A 15,312-nucleotide genomic window follows, 5' to 3' on the forward strand; every position below is an offset into this window, starting at 1 on the left:
CCGGACGCCTCGAGTGCCCCGTTGCGGGGATTGTGACCACCGGGTGCCGAAAATTTTTTGTCGCTGTTGTGGGGCCGATGGATCGACGAAGTGGGCTCCTACCTGTGTGGACGTACTCACGTGTCAACCGACGCACCGCCGGAACATTGACGGCTGGCGTTGTCGATTGAGGTGAGTCGGTTTGGGCTTTCGGTGGGTCGGGCACTTAGCCGTCACGACAGGAAGCACACAACTCGTGTGTCAGACATTCTTTGAAGGAGGGCGACCGTGGAGTTCACCGTGTGGGGCATCATCACTGCGATCGTTGTCGGTCTCATCGTCGGCGCGCTCGGCCGGCTGGTCGTCCCGGGCCGGCAGAACATGCCGATCTGGCTGCACATGCTGATCGGTATCGGCGCGGCCCTGCTGGGCACCGTCCTGGCGCGGGCCATCGGCATCGCGACCGAGACGAGCGGTATCGACTGGGGCGAGCTGCTGGTGCAGGTCGTGGTGGCCGCGATCGCTGTCGCGCTGGTGGCCGGTGTGGGTGGCCGCCGCCGCGTGACCCGGTAACACCACCACAGCATCAACTCGTACCACCGCGACACCTCCGATGGGCGCCCGGCCGGCAGGCCGGGCGCCCATCGGCGTTCTGCCTGCCGCAACGGACGTCGCCGCCTCCTGCTCGCCGCCTCCTGCTCGCCGCCTCCTGCTCGCCGCCTCCTGCTCGACGTCTCCGGCGGGGCTGGATCGCGGTGATCGACTCGGTTTTGGTGATGTCGCGGTGTCCCGGTGGGTCCAATACCGCGGATTCAATGATCTCGTGTTGATCATGCCCGGTGGCCCGGTGGCCCGGTGGCCCGGTGGCCCGGTGGCCCGGTGGCCCGGTGGCCCGGTGGCGGCCCGGCGGCCGGGGTGGCCGGGGTGGCCTGAGGGGCTGGTGGGACCGCTGTGGAACCTGTTCCTGTCGACCAAGTCGTGATCGTTTGGTGATTGAAGTCGGTTTGGATTTTCGGTGGGTAGGGCAATTAACGGTCACGACAGGAAGCACACGCACCGTGTGTCAGACATTCTTGAAGGAGGGTGGCCGTGGAGCTCACCGTGTGGGGCATCATCACTGCGATCGTTGTTGGTCTCATCGTCGGCGCGCTCGGCCGCCTGGTCGTCCCGGGCCGGCAGAACATGCCGATCTGGCTGCACCTGCTGATCGGTGTCGGTGCCGCGCTGCTGGGCACCGTCCTGGCGCGGGCCATCGGCATCGCGACCGAGACGAGCGGTATCGACTGGGCCGAGCTGCTGGTGCAGGTCGTGGTGGCCGCGATCGCTGTCGCGCTGGTGGCCGGTGTGGGTCGCCGCCGCAGCGTCACCCGATAACGACCCGGCATCATCTGGCGACACAGCACCACTGGTAGGACAGCACGACTGGAAAGAGCGCCCGGCCGAGAGCCGGGCGCTCTTTCGTGTTGGAAGGCCCAACTTTGGCCGGATGTTGGAGTGCCGGTCGTCGGGCCGCTGCGGTACGGTCGCCACGCTTCGGCCAGTCCTGCCCACTGTCGTAAAGGAATTCTCCGTACTAGGGTGCGGCGGAGAAGGTTAGTTCCAGGCGGCGCGAGGGGAGAAGTGGCGTGAACAGGTGGAAGCGGCTGGCCCCGGTCACCGCCATGGTGGCCTCGGCCGCGATGGTGCTGACCGGCTGTGGAGGCTCCGACGATGCGGCTGACGACAGCAAGCTCACGGTCTGGATGATGGGCGAGGGCGGGGACGCGCAGAACTCCTTCCTCGACGGGGTCGAGGCCGAGTTCCGCCAGAAGCACCCCGACACCGACGTGGTCGTGCAGTACATCCCCTGGCTGGAGGCGCCCAAGAAGTTCCAGGCGGCGCTCGCCGGCGGGGAAGGGCCGGACATCACCGAGCTGGGCAACACCGAGACTCAGGGTTGGGCCGCCCAGGAGGCGCTCGCCGACGTGAGTGGTCGGATGGGCGGCTGGGCCGACGGCAAGGATCTGCTGCCCGACCTGGTGCGCAACGCGCAGCTCGACGGCAAGCAGTACGGCGTGCCCTGGTACGCCGGTGTGCGAGCGATCTACTACCGCACCGACTGGTTCGCCGAGGCCGGCGTGCAGCCCCCGAAGACCTGGGACGACCTGGTCACGGTGGCCAAGGCCGTGCAGGCGAAGAAGAAGGGCACCTACGGCATCGCCCTGCCCGGCAACTCCGAGCTGCCCTTCTACTCCTTCCTCTGGGGTGCCGGCGGCGAGATCGCCAGCAACCAGGGCGGCACCTGGAAGTCCGGCTACACCACGCCCGAGGCGCAGCGGGCCGTCAAGTTCTGGACCGATCTGGTGACCGTGCACAAGGTTGCCCCGCCGGCGGCGGCGGGCTGGAACGAGATCGACGCGCGCACCCAGTTCGCCACCGGCAAGGCCGCGATGGCCTTCGCCGGTAGCTGGCAGCAGGGCGCCATCAAGAAGGACAACCCCGAGATCGAGAAGGTCTGGGGTACGTTCCCGATCCCCGGCCCGGACGGCAAGGCGGCGCCTGGTTTCGCGGGCGGCTCGGACGTGGCGATCTGGAAGGACAGCGAGCGGCAGGACCTGGCCTGGGACTACCTGACCGTGCTGCTCAACAAGAAGAACGCGCAGAGCTTCGCGAGCAGCCTCGGCTTCTTCCCGGTCTACAAGGACCTGGTCTCCGGTGACGCGTACGCGAACGACAAGGTGATGGCGGCGTTCGCCACCACCATGCAGAACACCAAGCTCACGCCGCTCACCCCGAAGTGGGTGGAGGTCAGCCGGACGAAGACGGTGACCCAGGCGATGAACAGCTCGGTCATGAAGGGTCAGAAGACGGTCGAGAAGGCTACCGCCGATGCGGCCGGTGAGATGGAAGGCATTTTGAACAGCAAGTGAGCTCCCAGACAAAAAGCCCGGAGACGGCCGCCGCGCGGGAGAACCCCGCGCGGCGGCGTCGCCGGGTGGACCGCCTGCCCTACCTGCTGCTCCTGCCCGCCCTGCTGATCATCGGGGTGCTGCTGCTCTGGCCGCTCGGCCAGGTGGTGGTGATGTCCTTCTACCGGCTGAACAGCGTCCGGCAGCTGCGCGGCGATCGGGAGTGGCCGTGGGTGGGGTTCGGCAACTACGTCGACATCCTCTCCGACCCGTTCTTCCTGACCGTGCTGCGCAACACGGTTCTGTTCGCCGCGGCCAACGTGCTGCTCACCATGGTGCTCGGCACGCTCGTGGGGCTGCTGCTCAACCGGCTCGGTCGCAAGATGGCGACATTCGTGGCCAGCTGCGTGATGCTCGCCTGGGCCACGCCGGCGCTGACCGGCACCATCGTCTGGAAGTGGATCTTCGACGACACGAGTGGCCTGGTCACCTGGCTGTTCAACGCGTTGCCGGACGGGCTCTCGAACAGCCTGTTCGGGCGCAGCGACTGGACCGGCTACGGCTGGTTCAACTCGCCGCTGCTCTTCTTCGCCATCCTCACCCTGGTGGTGGTCTGGCACTCGTTCCCGTTCATCGCGGTGAGCGTGCTGGCCGGTCTCAAGAGCGTGCCGAGTGAGCTGCACGAGGCGGCCCGGGTGGACGGCGCCAGCCCGTGGCGGGTCTTCTGGAAGATCACCTTCCCGTTGCTGCGCCCGGTCTTCGGGATCCTGATCGTGCTCTCCACGATCTGGGACTTCAAGGTCTTCACTCAGCAGTTCGTACTGGCCGGCGGCACCCAGGACCGGCCGACGTTCATGCTCGCCATCTACTCGTACGCCGAAGCCTTCTCCCCGCCGCCCAAGTACGGGCTCGGCGCGGCCATCGCGGTGATCCTCACGCTGATCCTGCTCGTGGTCACCGGCTTCTACGTACGGATGGTGCTCAGGCAGGAGGACGAATCGTGAAGAAGATCGCCCTCAACGGCGCCGGGCTGCTGGTCGCGCTCTTCGCGGCGTTCCCGGTCTACTGGATGATCTCCACCTCGCTGAAGCCGAGCAGCGAGATCTTCTCGGCCACCCCGCAGCCGGTGCCGACGCATCCGACGTTGGCGCACTACCGGGAGATCCTGACCGGCAATCTGATCCCCGGCGTCAGCTTCCTCGACTTCTTCCTCAACAGCGCGCTGGTAGCCGTCTCCACTGTGGTGCTCAGCGGTCTGGTGGCGTTGCTCGCCGCGACCGCGGTGGCCCGGTTCCGCTTCAAGCTGCGGACCAGCTTCCTGATCATGCTGCTGGTGGTGCAGATGATCCCGCTGGAGGCGTTGGTCATCCCGCTGTTCCTGATGATCCAGCGGCTCGGGCTCTACAACACCCTGCCCAGCCTGATCCTCACGTACCTCGGTTTCTCGCTGCCGTTCGCGGTCTGGATGCTGCGCGGCTTCGTCGCCGCGGTGCCGAAGGAGTTGGAGGAGGCGGCGGCGATCGACGGGGCCAGCCGGGCCCAGATCTTCCGCCGGGTGCTTTTCCCGCTGGTCGCGCCCGGCCTGGTGGCCACCAGCATCTTCTCCTTCATCACGGCGTGGAACGAGCTGATCTTCGCGTTGACGTTCATCAACGACCAGGGCAGCTACACGCTGCCGGTGGCGATGACCTTCTTCTTCGGTCGGGACGACACCAACTGGGGGCCGGTGATGGCCGCGTCCACCCTGTTCACCCTGCCGGTCATCATCTTCTTCCTGCTGGTGCAGCGTCGGATGGTCTCCGGCCTGGTGGCCGGCGCCGTCAAGGGCTGACCCCGCGCCGCGAGGGCCGACGGCGGTCCTGACCCGCGGCCGGGAGGGCTGGCCGGCGTTGGACCGCCAACTAGGCTGGCGGTCATGACGGGCAGGGTGGCAGCGGTGAACCTCGGCATCGTGACCGAGGCGGGGTGGGCCGGCGACGCGAGCGGTCGCAGCGGCATCGACAAGCGGCCGGTCGACGGCCCGGTTTCGGTGCTCACCGGCGGCCTGGCGGGTGACTTCATTGGCGAGCCGGCCCATCACGGTGGCCCGGACCAGGCGGTCTACGCCTACGCGGAGGAGGACGCCGCCTGGTGGGTGGCCGACCTGGGCCGCGCCATACCGCCCGGCGGCTTCGGCGAGAACCTGACCACCTACGCGGTCGACGTGACGGGTGCCGTGATTGGCGAGCAGTGGCAGGTCGGCTCCGCCCTGCTCCAGGTCACCAAGCCGCGCACCCCCTGCACCACCTTCGCCGGGTTCTGGGGCGTACCGGATCTGATCAAGCGGTTCACCGTCCGCGCGTCGCCCGGGGCCTACCTGCGGGTGCTGCGCGAGGGGGAGGTCGGCGCGGGCGACCCGGTCGAGGTGGTGGACCGGCCGGCGCACGGTGTCACCATCGGCGAGGTGTTCCGGGCGAACAGCCTGGAGCCGGAGTTGTTGCCGCGGCTGCTCGACGCCGAGGACCTGCCGGAGCCGATCCGGGAGAAGGCCCGTCGACGCCTCGCCGCCCGGGGCTGACCGCCCGCGACGGCATCCGCCGCGACGCCGCGACGAGCACCGGCGGGCTCGGCGGATCCGGCCCGGAAGAACCCCGATGACGGGCCCAGCGACGGACTTGCCCGTATTGTCCCCACGGAGGGCGTGCGGCGGGGACCGGGTGGAGCGCGATGTCGATGACGACGGACGGCGGTGCCGGGGCGGCGTCACCCTCCGACCCGGGCCTGGAGCGTCCGGCGTTCCTGGAGCTCTTCTTCGACCTCGTCTACGTCTTCGCGCTTGTCACCCTGGCGACGGTACTGGCCGACAACCTGACCTGGACGGGCGTCGTCGGGACGCTGGTGCTGCTGCTCGGGTTCACGATGATCTGGGCGCTGACCGTGTGGACGGCGGACAGCGTCGACCTGACCCGCCCGGCCGGGCAGGGGCAGTTCATCTGGGTGGCGGCGGCCAGCCTGCTGTTGGCCGCGGTCGCGGCCGACGCGTACGGCGATCGCCGGCTGCTCTTCGCGACCACGTACGTGGTCATCCACCTCAGTACCGCGGCCTACTACATCCTGGTCATCTCGCGCAGGAGGCCGCCGCGGCGCAGCATCCGGATCCTGATCTGGGAGGCGGTCGCGGGCGTCGGCTGGATCGGTGGGGCGCTCCTGGGCGGTTCGGGGCAGTTGGCGATCTGGGTGCTCGCCTCCGTCGTCGAGTACGGCTCGGCGGCGTTGGGCTGGCCGGTACCCGGGATCGGCCGCTCACGACCGCGCGACTGGCGGCTGGTCGGCGCCCGGGTAGCCGAGCGTTACCGGCAGTTCGTCATCGTCGCGCTTGGTGTCTCGATCTTCGTGACCGGAACGACCTTCAGCATGAGCGAGTACACGCTGGAGCGAGCCTCGGCTCTACTAGTGGTGTTCACCACCATCGTGTTGATGTGGCGGATCTACATCTACCGCGCCGGTGAGTTGCTGACCGACGCGATCGCCCGATCGTCCAACCCGGCGCTGCTCACCCAGTCCGCCGCGGTCACCCATCTGATCATGGTGGCCGGAATCATCGGCGCGGCGGTCACCAGCCGTCTCGTGGTGAGCCGCCCGTTGGGCGAGACCCCGCCCTCGTGGGCCGCCGTGATCCTCGGCGGACCCGCGTTGTACCTGGTCGGCCGGGGCGTCCTCGACTTCACCGTGTTCGGGCGGATTTCGCGGTCCCGGTTGGCCGGGCTGGTGCTGCTGGCGGGCGTGGCACCGGCCACGCCCCTGCTGCCGCCGGTGCTGCTCGCCCTGCTCGCCATGGCGGTGCTGCTCCTCATCGCCGTGGCGAACCTGGTGAGCACCCGGCGAAACACGCGTACGCCGGCACCACCGATGCTGCGGTGACTCTCTACGACGGCCCTTCATCACGATGGCGCGGCGGCCTCGACCAGGCGTCTGCGCGCGACCAGCCCTTCCCCGACCAGGGTGCCCAGCAGGACCAGGTTCGCCAGCATCAGGGCGGCCAGGGGCGGGAACAGGAGGGTGGCGGGTGCCACCAGGGCACACAACACCGCGATCGCCAGCACCCGGGACCAGAGGGTCCGGCCGGTCACCACGGCATCGAACAGGACGCTGCCGAGCAGGAACAGGACCGGTCCGCCGAGGGTGGCGACCATCAGCTCGACCGGGGCGCGGCCGAACGGCCGGTCGATGACCAGCGAGGTGCTGGTCGAGACCAGGACCACCCCGGCCACCATGACCAGATGGCTGTACGAGGTGGAGGTGCCGGAGCGGACCCGTTCCACAGTTGCGACGCTCGGTGGTGCCAGGATCCGCTGGACCCGCTGGAAGTAGAGCTGGAACAGCAGTACCGCGCTGAGGAACGCGACGGCGCTGGTGGCCACCGCGCCGGCCGTGAATCCGCTGCCGGCCAGCCCCGTGCCGGTGCTCAGGATCAACTCGCCGAGCGCGACGATGAAGATCGCACGGTGCCGCTCGGAGAGGTGCACCCCGGTGAAGATCTGACTGGCCAGCTCGGTACGCCCCAGCCTCGGCGTCGGCCAGCCGACCCGGGCCGAGCCGAGGTCGACCACCACCGCGAGAGACCAGAGCACCAGTCGGGCGGTCTCCTCCACGAACACCCCGGCCACCCAGGGCATCACTGTGATGCCGAACCAGAAGAACACCCGGATGCTTCTTGCCTGGATCGGCCGGTTCACCCGGGTGCCGGGGATCAGGACGGCGTCGCGGACCAGGTGAATGGCGAAGTAGGCCGCGACGAAGAGCCACCCGTACCGACCGAAGGCGTACGGGGTCGCGATCGCCATCAGCAGGGTGCCGAGCATGACCAGCAGGGTGGTCGCCTGGATGATCGGCAGTCGGGGGTTGAACAGGTCGGTGAGCCACGCGGTCAGCACCCAGACCCACCAGGCGGCCAGCAGCAGGACGGCGGTCTGCGCCGCGCCCCGGACGGTGAGGTTCTCAGCCAGGCTGGCAGCGAGCCGGGAGAACATGAAGATGTAGACGAGATCGAAGAAGAGTTCCAGGAAGGTCGGGTATTCCGGCTCGCCGCGGCGGCGGAGGATCCGGGGGAGCGGAGCGGATGTCACTGCGCTGCCTCCTGTGCCACCCCACGCCCTGGCGCCGCGCCCCGACCTGCGCACCCGCCACGCTACCGACAGTGCGGTCTCCGGTGGTCGGGAACGGGCTGGGCCGGAGCGGTCGGGTCCGCAGACGCGGAACGGCCCCCTGCCAACGCTGAGCGTCGGCAGGGGGCCGTCCTACGAGCAGTGGGTCAGCGGAGCCAGGGAATGTTGCGGTCGAGCAGACCGCGCTCCTTGAGCTCCTTGCGCAGCGGGATCTCGTCGTCGACGTACCCGTCCCAGTTGATGCCCCAGTAGTTGGCGGTGTGGGTGCCCTCACCGATCAGCTGGCGCTGCACGGGGGTGCGGTTGCGGTACCACTCGCCGTTCACGTCGGGGTGCAGCTCGTCCAGCGGACGGATCCACCGGTAGGTGTAGCCGACGAAGAGCATCTTGCGGGTGATGGTCGACAGGTTCGTCGACCGCGAGTGCCACTGCCGGCGGTCGAAGATGAAGGCGTCGCCCGGGTTGGCGGTGATCTCCACCGTGCCCTCCGGGTCGGGGTTCTGCACGGTGAGGTCCGCCGGCCGGGGCAGCGAGTTCTTCAGGTGGCTGCCCGGGATGACCTTGGTGGCGCCGCGGCCGGTCTCGGAGAGGTCCGACAGCACGTACGCGACCTTCAGGGAGAACATCGGCCGAGGCAGGTTCGGGTCCATCGTCTCCGGGTCGGAGTTCTGCCGGTACCCGTCCTGGTGCCAACCCCAGTACGGCTTCTCCGGCTCGGCGGCCGGCGGGGTGACGTCCAGGTGGTTGTGGTGGGTGTAGATGTTCCAGCCGGCCAGCCCCCACATGTACGGGAAGGCGATCGGGTGGGTCAGCAGCTCACCGAAGAGCTCGTCGCGCTCCAGGAAGCCCAGCAGGTGCAGGGTGCCGTCCTTCTTGGTGGTGCCCTTGGCCTGCTCCTCCGCGTAGACGCGGTCGACCGCCGCCTCCAGCGCCGCCCGGTGGTCCTCCGTCAGGACGTTGCGCAGCAGGAGGAAGCCCTGCTCGTGGAACTCCTTGCGGTCAATGTCGCTGATCGGTTCGTAACCGGTCCGGTCGCCGTAATCGAACACCGCGTCGTACCCCTCCCCATGAGGTGAAACCTTTTCTGGCACAGGCCGCCGATCGTAACGCGGCGGCCCAGGCAGCGGGGAGGGTGTGGCGCGGGATTGGGCCAAGGCGGGACCCCACGCAGCGAGAGAAACGCACAGAGTGAGATCCGGGTGATCAATAGTGCGATTCGATGCGTATTGCCCGATTGTGCGGTGACTGCCGGTTAAGAGATCCAGGTCGGTCAACCCTCGTTGAACACTTCGGCGATCACCTGGCCGGCGGGGTTCTGCCGGGCGTCCACACGGCCCCACGAGCCGTCGCGGGCGGTCCACTCCAGGTCGCCGAAGCGGACCCGCTTCACCCCGTGGTCCTGGGCGTGTGAGACCAGCCAGTGCGCGTACCGCCAGCCGTCGCGCTGGTCGCCCGGAGTCACCGCCAACCCGGTCGGGTCGGTCGGGTCGGTGCCCTTGAGCCCCCAGTCCAGCACCAGGTTGCGGGTCAGTTGCGCGGCCGCCGCCGCGCCGTGCATCGCCGGGGTGCGCCCGACCGTGCAGGCGACAGCGCCGCTGGCGTCACCGAGCAGGGCCCGGCTGAGCACCTCGGAGTCGTCGGCCCACTTCTGGTACGCCTCGGGGAACGCCGAGCGCTGCACCCGCTGGGCGGCGTCGGTGACGCGCATCTCCTCCCAGCCGCGCACCTTCTTGAGGGCCGCGTAGAACCGGTTGGCCGCGTAACGCGGGTCGCGGATCTGCGCCGGGGTGCCCCAGCCCTGGCTCGGTCGCTGCTGGAACAGGCCGACCGAGTCGCGGTCGCCGTCGGCGAGGTTGCGCAGCCCGGACTCCTGGTACGCGGTGGCGAGCGCTACCACGACGGCCCGCTCGGGCATTCCGCGCTTCGCGCCGATCGCCGCGATGGTCGCCGCGTTGGCCATCTGGTCGGCGTCCAGCGCGACCCGTCCGTCGGCCTGCACCGTGCACTTCCGTGCCATCAGTGGCAACGTGAGATTGTCGCCGACCTGCCGTACGACGAGCCAGATCGCGATCACGGCGATGAGGATGAGCGCCACTCCACCCGCCACGGTTGCCCGAGTTCGCACCCACACCCCCAGATCGACAGTCTGACAAGCGTACGTCCCCGCTGGCCCTCCGCGGGTCGTCCGAGTGGTTCGGGCCCGGCCTGGCCGACTCCGACCGGTTCGGGGGCGGCTCCGCTGTCGCGTGCCGGTTGGCGACGTTCCCGCTCCGGTGGCGATCTCACCTGCCACGTCGTTCTGTCGCTCGTCCCGGTGCAGGGCTGTCATGAGCGTCACCGGGTAACCGACAACGGGAAGCGATTGATCGGTCAAGGACTTGAGCCAGTTGACATATCAATCCGACCTACCCTCCCATACCCGGGCGTGTTGGTCGTCGATCGAGGGGGAGTTCCATGGGAACGCTCGATGGCAAAGTCGTGCTGATCACCGGCACCGGCGGTGGTCTGGGCCGCGTCGCGGCGCTGACCTTCGCCCGCGAGGGCGCGAAGGTCGTCGGGGCCGACCTCCAGGTCGCCGGTAACGACGAGACTGTCGAACTCGTCCGTCGCGCCGGCGGCGAGATGACCGGCATCGCGCCGGTCGACCTCACCGACCCCGAGCAGGTACGCAAGCTCGTCGACGACGCCGCGGCCACCTACGGCGGGCTCGACGTGGTCTACAACAACGCGGCCGCGCTCCGCTTCGGCCCGATGCCCGACTTCTCCGTGCAGGACTGGCGCTACACCATCACCGGAGAACTCGACATTCCGTACTTCGTGTCGAAGTTCGCCTGGCCGCACCTGGTCCAACGCGGCGGCGGTGTCATCATCAGCGCCGCCTCCATGGCCGGAATGATCGGCGGCCACGTCCCGCCGATGGTCGGTCACACCGCCGCGAACGCCGGCATCATCGGCATGACGCGACAGCTCGCCCTCGAAGGCGCGCCCCACGGCATCCGCGCGGTGGCGGTCAGCCCCGGACCCACCCTCACCCCGGCCAGCGAACGCGACCTCGGTGACAACCAGGAGGCCCGGGACGCCATCACCGCCAAGACGCTCCTCAAGCGCTTCGCGCGCCCCGAGGAGGTCGTGGAACTGGTGGTCTTCCTCGCATCCGACCGGGCGTCGTACATCACCGGGGCGAACTACCCGGTCGACGGCGGCGCGACCGCCTGGTGACCCGACAGTGGGGCGCCGCCGCTCCCGGTGGCGCCCCGACCGTCAGGCGTCGAGAGCGGGCACCCAGCGCGCCGGTCGTTTTTCGCGGAACGCGGTGACCCCCTCGCGCCCCTCGTCGGAGAGGAAGTAGCCGGTCGAGACGGCGGAGAGTCGGGCCAGGTCGGCGCGCAACTCGGCGGTACCCGGTCGGCGCAGCAACTCCTTCGCGCCGGCCAACGCCCCGGGCGCGCCGCGCACCAGCGAGTCGCAGTAGCCCCGTACCGCGTCGTCCAACCCGTCCGCCGGGACCGAGGCCGTCACCAGGCCGATCTCGGCGGCCCGGCGACCGTCGAAGGTGTCGCCGGTCAGGTACAGCTCGGCGGCGGCGCGGGGGTGCAGCCGGGGCAGCACGGTCGCCGAGATCACCGCCGGGATCACCCCGATGCGTACCTCGGTGAACGCGAACGTCGCCTCGTCGGCGCAAACCGCAAGGTCGGCGGCGGCGATCAGGCCCAGCCCACCGGCCCGCGCCGGCCCGCCGACCCGGGCCAGGACCGGCTTCGGGCACTCCCAGAGTGCCGCGAGCACGTCACCCAGCATCCCGGCCGGCACCGTCCCGCTGGCGTACGCCGCGGCGGTCTCCTTCAGGTCCGCCCCGGAGCAGAAGACCGGGCCGGTGTGGTCGAGCACGATCACTCGGACCGCCTCGTCGGCGACCGCGTCCGCCAGCCCGGCCAGCAGTTGGGTCATCAGGCCGGTGGAGAGCGCGTTGCGGTTGTGCGGGCTGTCCAGGGTGAGGGTGGTCACCCCACGGGCCGTGGCGACCCGCACGAGGACGTCGGGAGAGGTCATGCCGGGCACACTAGTGGCCATGCCCGGCGTCCTTCCAGATGGTGAGACCGTCCCCGTCGACGGATCGTTGCCCGCCACCGCCACCGCAGCGGTCGGCGCGCGCGGCTTCGGCGTGTACGTGCACGTGCCGTTCTGCGCCAGCCGCTGCGGATACTGCGACTTCAACACCTACACCGCCGCCGAACTGGGCGGCGGCGCCAGCCGCGAGGGGTACGCGGACACTGTGCTGGCCGAGCTGAAGCTCGCCGCCCGGGTGCTCGGCGACACCCCGCCGCCCCGGGTCGACACCGTCTTCGTCGGCGGCGGCACGCCCACCCTGCTCCCCGCCGACGACCTGGCCCGCATCCTCGACGGCATCGACCGCACCTGGGGGCTGGCCGCCGACGCCGAGGTGACCACCGAGGCCAACCCCGAGTCGGTCACCCCGGAATCGTTGAAACTGCTGCGGGCCGCCGGCTACACCCGGATCTCGTTGGGCATGCAGTCCGCCTCCCCGGGGGTGCTGGCGATCCTGGACCGCAAACACAGCGCCGGCCGGGCCACCGCCGCCGCCCTGGAGGCGCGCGACGCCGGGTTCGAGCACGTCAACCTGGACCTGATCTACGGCACGCCGGGGGAGCGGGCCGAGGACTTCGCCGCCTCGCTGGAACAGGTCGTCGCCGCCGGAGTGGACCACGTCAGCGCGTACGCCCTGATCGTCGAGGACGGCACCCGGCTCGCCGCCCGGATGCGGCGCGGCGAGCTGGCGTACCCCAGTGACGACGTGGCCGCGGACCGCTACCTGGCCGCGGAGGCCGCGCTCGACGCGGCCGGGCTCTCCTGGTACGAGGTCTCCAACTGGGCCCGCACCGAGGAAGCCCGCTGCCGGCACAACCTGCTCTACTGGACCGGCGCGGACTGGTGGGGGCTGGGGCCGGGGGCGCACAGCCACGTCGGTGGGGTGCGCTGGTGGAACGTGAAACACCCCTCGGCGTACGCCCAGCGGTTGGCCGCTGGCGCGTCTCCCGGTCTGGCCCGGGAGGTGCTCACTGTCGACGAGGCGCACATGGAGGACGTGATGCTCCGGCTGCGGCTGGCCAGCGGCCTCCCGCTGGCGGTGCTCGACGCCACCGGCCGGGCCGGCGCCGAGCGGGCGCTGGCCGGCGGCCTGCTGGCCGCCGACGAGTACGCCGCCGGCCGGGCCGTGCTCACAGTGCGCGGGCGGCTGCTCGCCGACGCGGTCGTCCGCGACCTGCTGCCCTGAGTGGCCCACCCCCGGACCGGGACTGCGGTGCTCCGGACCGGCCGGGGGAGCGGCCGGCCCGGTTCACTTGATGAAGTTGGCAGTCATCGGGTAGCGGTACGGGGTGCCCTCGTTGGCCTTGATGCCGGCGATGATCCCGAACAGGATCTGGATCACCACGACGGCGATGCTGGGCAGGAAGAGCAGGCACCAGCTCACGAAGAGCAGCACGAACGCGATGATCGACCAGAGGATCTGGAAGTTCAGGGCGGCCAGGGCGTGTGCCCGGACGGTCGGCGACTGCTGGCCGCGGGCCAGGTAGGCGATGAGCGGGGCGACGAAGCCCAGCGGACCGAAGCTGACCAGCGCGCCGAGAGCGCCGCCGAAATGCGCGACCAGCGCCCAGGTCTTGTCCTCGTTGTTGGCGTAGCCGCCGCCGGGGCCGCCGTAGGCCCCACCGGCCGGGTAACCGCCGGGCGGGGGATAGCCCCCGGGCGGGGGGTAACCGCCTGCCGGAGGGTAGCCGCCTGACGGCGGTTGGTCACCGGTGGGCGGCGGATAGCCACCGGGCGGGGGATAGCCGGCCGGGCCGGGCGCCCCGGACAGTGGTGCGGTGGGCGGCTCGGCCGACGGGGACGGGCCTGGGGAGGTGGGCTCCGGCGGGTAGTTGCCGGGGTCGCCCGACCCGGGAGGGCGAGGAGGTTCAGTCATGGATGTCACGGTAGGGGCCCGTGGCAACGCCGCACCAGAGCGACACCGCCTGGCAGTGCGGGCCGATCGGCCCAACGCCGGTGGCGTGGGCCGCACCGACGGGTGGCCGTTGATCATCGCGTCGGCGGGCCCGCCGACGTAGACTGGCACTCGTTACAGTCGAGTGCCAGGACGGCCCGGCCGGCCCAGAGCGCCGGCGGCCGACGTGCGACAGGAGGTGCGGAGGATGGGTCTCGACGACCGGAAACTAGCCGTGCTCCGCGCCATCGTCGAAGACTACGTCTCCACCCAGGAGCCGGTCGGCAGCAAGGCGCTGGTCGAGCGGCACCAGCTCGGGGTCTCCCCGGCCACGGTCCGAAACGACATGGCCGTGCTGGAGGAGGAGGGCTACATCCGGCAGCCGCACACCAGTGCCGGCCGGGTGCCCACCGACCGCGGCTACCGCCTCTTCGTCGACCGGTTGTCCCGGGTCAAGCCGCTCAGCCCGGCCGAGCGCCGGGCCATCGAGCGCTTCCTGGTCGGCGCGGTCGACCTCGACGACGTGGTGCACCGCACGGTGCGGTTGCTCGCGCAGCTGACCCGGCAGGTCGCCGTCGTGCAGTACCCGAGCCTGGCCCGCTCCTCGGTGCGTCACCTGGAGCTGGTGCCGATCTCCACCACCCGGCTGATGCTCGTCATGATCGCCGACACCGGGCGGGTGGAGCAGCGACTCGTGGAGCTGCCCGGGCCGGTGCCCGCCGACGATGTCACCGACCTGCGCCGACTGATCAACGAGAAGCTCGCCAACGCCCGGCTGTCCGAGACGCCGCCGCTGGTGCAGGCGCTGGTCGAGGAAGCGCCGACCGGGCTGCGTCCGACCATGACCACGCTCGCCACCGTCCTGCTGGAGACGCTTGTCGAGCGGCACGAGGAGCGGATCGCGCTCGCCGGCACCGCGAACCTCACCCGGGGTGGCCTGCTCGACTTCCAGGGCTCCCTGCGGCCGATCCTCGAAGCTCTGGAGGAGGAGGTCGTGCTGCTCAAGCTCATCGGTGAGACCGAGCCGAGCACGACCCGGGTGCTGATCGGCGACGAGAACGAGTTCGACAACCTGCGCGCCGCCTCGGTGGTCAGCACCGGGTACGGCCCGGGTGCCACCATCGTGGGCGGCCTGGGGGTGCTGGGGCCCACCCGGATGGACTACCCCGGCAACATCGCCACGGTGCGCGCCGTGGCACGCTACGTGGGCGAGTTGCTGGCCCAGAACTGATTGGTCAGGGCCGATGCGGCCGGCTGCGGCCGCCGACCGGCGCAACGCGAGACGAACATGAGGACACGG

General features: G+C 70.1%; 17 protein-coding genes. 12 read left to right on the forward strand and 5 right to left on the reverse strand.

The window, feature by feature from the left end; translation table 11 throughout:
• Positions 1-267: 267 nt before the first annotated feature.
• From MED15_RS27315 to MED15_RS27345, 8 genes are all read left to right on the forward strand, one after another.
• Positions 268-552 (forward strand): GlsB/YeaQ/YmgE family stress response membrane protein, encoded by a 285-nt coding sequence (locus tag MED15_RS27315; RefSeq protein WP_091409827.1) that lies wholly within the window; start codon positions 268-270, stop codon positions 550-552.
• Between the two features lie 250 nt (positions 553-802).
• Positions 803-961: a hypothetical protein gene (locus MED15_RS33650; RefSeq protein ID WP_167457745.1), complete on the forward strand. Its 159-nt coding sequence runs from the start codon at positions 803-805 to the stop codon at positions 959-961.
• Positions 962-1,068: 107 nt separating this feature from the next.
• Complete coding sequence (locus MED15_RS27320) at positions 1,069-1,353, forward strand: GlsB/YeaQ/YmgE family stress response membrane protein (RefSeq protein ID WP_091410004.1); 285 nt, start codon at positions 1,069-1,071, stop codon at positions 1,351-1,353.
• 251 nt (positions 1,354-1,604) lie between these two features.
• Entirely contained in the window at positions 1,605-2,888 is a 1,284-nt protein-coding gene (locus MED15_RS27325; protein WP_112588286.1) for a sugar ABC transporter substrate-binding protein, read from the forward strand.
• Entirely contained in the window at positions 2,885-3,871 is a 987-nt protein-coding gene (locus MED15_RS27330; RefSeq protein ID WP_091409821.1) for a carbohydrate ABC transporter permease, read from the forward strand. The genes MED15_RS27325 and MED15_RS27330 overlap by 4 nt, the downstream gene beginning before the upstream one ends.
• The gene (locus tag MED15_RS27335; protein WP_112588332.1) at positions 3,865-4,698 is read left to right on the forward strand and encodes a carbohydrate ABC transporter permease; all 834 of its coding nucleotides are present in this window, start codon (positions 3,865-3,867) and stop codon (positions 4,696-4,698) included. Before MED15_RS27330 ends, MED15_RS27335 begins: the two co-directional genes overlap by 7 nt.
• An 84-nt stretch (positions 4,699-4,782) precedes the next feature.
• The gene (locus MED15_RS27340) at positions 4,783-5,424 is read left to right on the forward strand and encodes an MOSC domain-containing protein (protein WP_112737315.1); all 642 of its coding nucleotides are present in this window, start codon (positions 4,783-4,785) and stop codon (positions 5,422-5,424) included.
• Positions 5,425-5,573: 149 nt separating this feature from the next.
• Positions 5,574-6,767 (forward strand): low temperature requirement protein A, encoded by a 1,194-nt coding sequence (locus tag MED15_RS27345; protein ID WP_112737317.1) that lies wholly within the window; start codon positions 5,574-5,576, stop codon positions 6,765-6,767.
• A gap of 20 nt (positions 6,768-6,787) precedes the next feature.
• Here the strand turns inward: MED15_RS27345 and MED15_RS27350 are convergent, their stop codons facing one another.
• The 3 genes from MED15_RS27350 to MED15_RS27360 form a co-directional block, all read right to left on the reverse strand.
• Positions 6,788-7,972 (reverse strand): low temperature requirement protein A, encoded by a 1,185-nt coding sequence (locus MED15_RS27350; protein WP_112737319.1) that lies wholly within the window; start codon positions 7,970-7,972, stop codon positions 6,788-6,790.
• Between the two features lie 185 nt (positions 7,973-8,157).
• Complete coding sequence (locus tag MED15_RS27355; protein ID WP_112604298.1) at positions 8,158-9,060, reverse strand: phytanoyl-CoA dioxygenase family protein; 903 nt, start codon at positions 9,058-9,060, stop codon at positions 8,158-8,160.
• Positions 9,061-9,281: 221 nt separating this feature from the next.
• A complete protein-coding gene (locus tag MED15_RS27360) occupies positions 9,282-10,082 on the reverse strand; it encodes a hypothetical protein (RefSeq protein WP_373861104.1) in 801 nt (266 codons plus the stop codon).
• Between the two features lie 383 nt (positions 10,083-10,465).
• Between MED15_RS27360 and MED15_RS27365 the strand changes: the two genes are divergently transcribed.
• On the forward strand, positions 10,466-11,230 hold the full coding sequence (locus MED15_RS27365; RefSeq protein WP_112604296.1) for an SDR family NAD(P)-dependent oxidoreductase: 765 nt from the start codon (positions 10,466-10,468) through the stop codon (positions 11,228-11,230).
• A 42-nt stretch (positions 11,231-11,272) separates the two neighbouring features.
• Here the strand turns inward: MED15_RS27365 and MED15_RS27370 are convergent, their stop codons facing one another.
• Positions 11,273-12,061 carry an enoyl-CoA hydratase-related protein gene (locus MED15_RS27370; protein WP_112588330.1) on the reverse strand — a complete coding sequence of 263 codons (789 nt, stop codon included), beginning with the start codon at positions 12,059-12,061 and terminating at the stop codon, positions 11,273-11,275.
• 19 nt (positions 12,062-12,080) lie between these two features.
• On the opposite strand from MED15_RS27370, the gene hemW reads away from it, so the two are divergent.
• Positions 12,081-13,304 (forward strand): radical SAM family heme chaperone HemW, encoded by a 1,224-nt coding sequence (gene hemW / locus MED15_RS27375; RefSeq protein ID WP_181541895.1) that lies wholly within the window; start codon positions 12,081-12,083, stop codon positions 13,302-13,304.
• Between the two features lie 63 nt (positions 13,305-13,367).
• Here hemW and MED15_RS27380 read toward each other — a convergent pair whose 3' ends face one another.
• Complete coding sequence (locus MED15_RS27380) at positions 13,368-13,994, reverse strand: DUF4870 domain-containing protein (protein ID WP_145792539.1); 627 nt, start codon at positions 13,992-13,994, stop codon at positions 13,368-13,370.
• Between MED15_RS27380 and MED15_RS33875 the strand changes: the two genes are divergently transcribed.
• Positions 13,993-14,136 carry a hypothetical protein gene (locus MED15_RS33875; RefSeq protein ID WP_181541894.1) on the forward strand — a complete coding sequence of 48 codons (144 nt, stop codon included), beginning with the start codon at positions 13,993-13,995 and terminating at the stop codon, positions 14,134-14,136. The genes MED15_RS27380 and MED15_RS33875 overlap by 2 nt on opposite strands.
• Before the next feature lie 84 nt (positions 14,137-14,220).
• Complete coding sequence (gene hrcA / locus MED15_RS27385) at positions 14,221-15,243, forward strand: heat-inducible transcriptional repressor HrcA (RefSeq protein ID WP_112588271.1); 1,023 nt, start codon at positions 14,221-14,223, stop codon at positions 15,241-15,243.
• The last annotated feature ends 69 nt before the right edge of the window (positions 15,244-15,312 follow it).

The organism is Micromonospora noduli (assembly GCF_003264475.1).
Lineage (GTDB): Bacteria > Actinomycetota > Actinomycetes > Mycobacteriales > Micromonosporaceae > Micromonospora > Micromonospora noduli.

Coding starts and splice junctions, on each gene's coding strand:
- MED15_RS33875 (WP_181541894.1), top strand. CDS start 13,993: ATGGATGTCACGGTAGGGGCCCGTGGCAACGCCGCACCAGAGCGACAC.
- MED15_RS27345 (WP_112737317.1), top strand. CDS start 5,574: ATGTCGATGACGACGGACGGCGGTGCCGGGGCGGCGTCACCCTCCGAC.
- MED15_RS27370 (WP_112588330.1), bottom strand. CDS start 12,061: ATGACCTCTCCCGACGTCCTCGTGCGGGTCGCCACGGCCCGTGGGGTG.
- MED15_RS27380 (WP_145792539.1), bottom strand. CDS start 13,994: ATGACTGAACCTCCTCGCCCTCCCGGGTCGGGCGACCCCGGCAACTAC.
- MED15_RS27340 (WP_112737315.1), top strand. CDS start 4,783: ATGACGGGCAGGGTGGCAGCGGTGAACCTCGGCATCGTGACCGAGGCG.
- hemW (WP_181541895.1), top strand. CDS start 12,081: ATGCCCGGCGTCCTTCCAGATGGTGAGACCGTCCCCGTCGACGGATCG.
- hrcA (WP_112588271.1), top strand. CDS start 14,221: ATGGGTCTCGACGACCGGAAACTAGCCGTGCTCCGCGCCATCGTCGAA.
- MED15_RS27365 (WP_112604296.1), top strand. CDS start 10,466: ATGGGAACGCTCGATGGCAAAGTCGTGCTGATCACCGGCACCGGCGGT.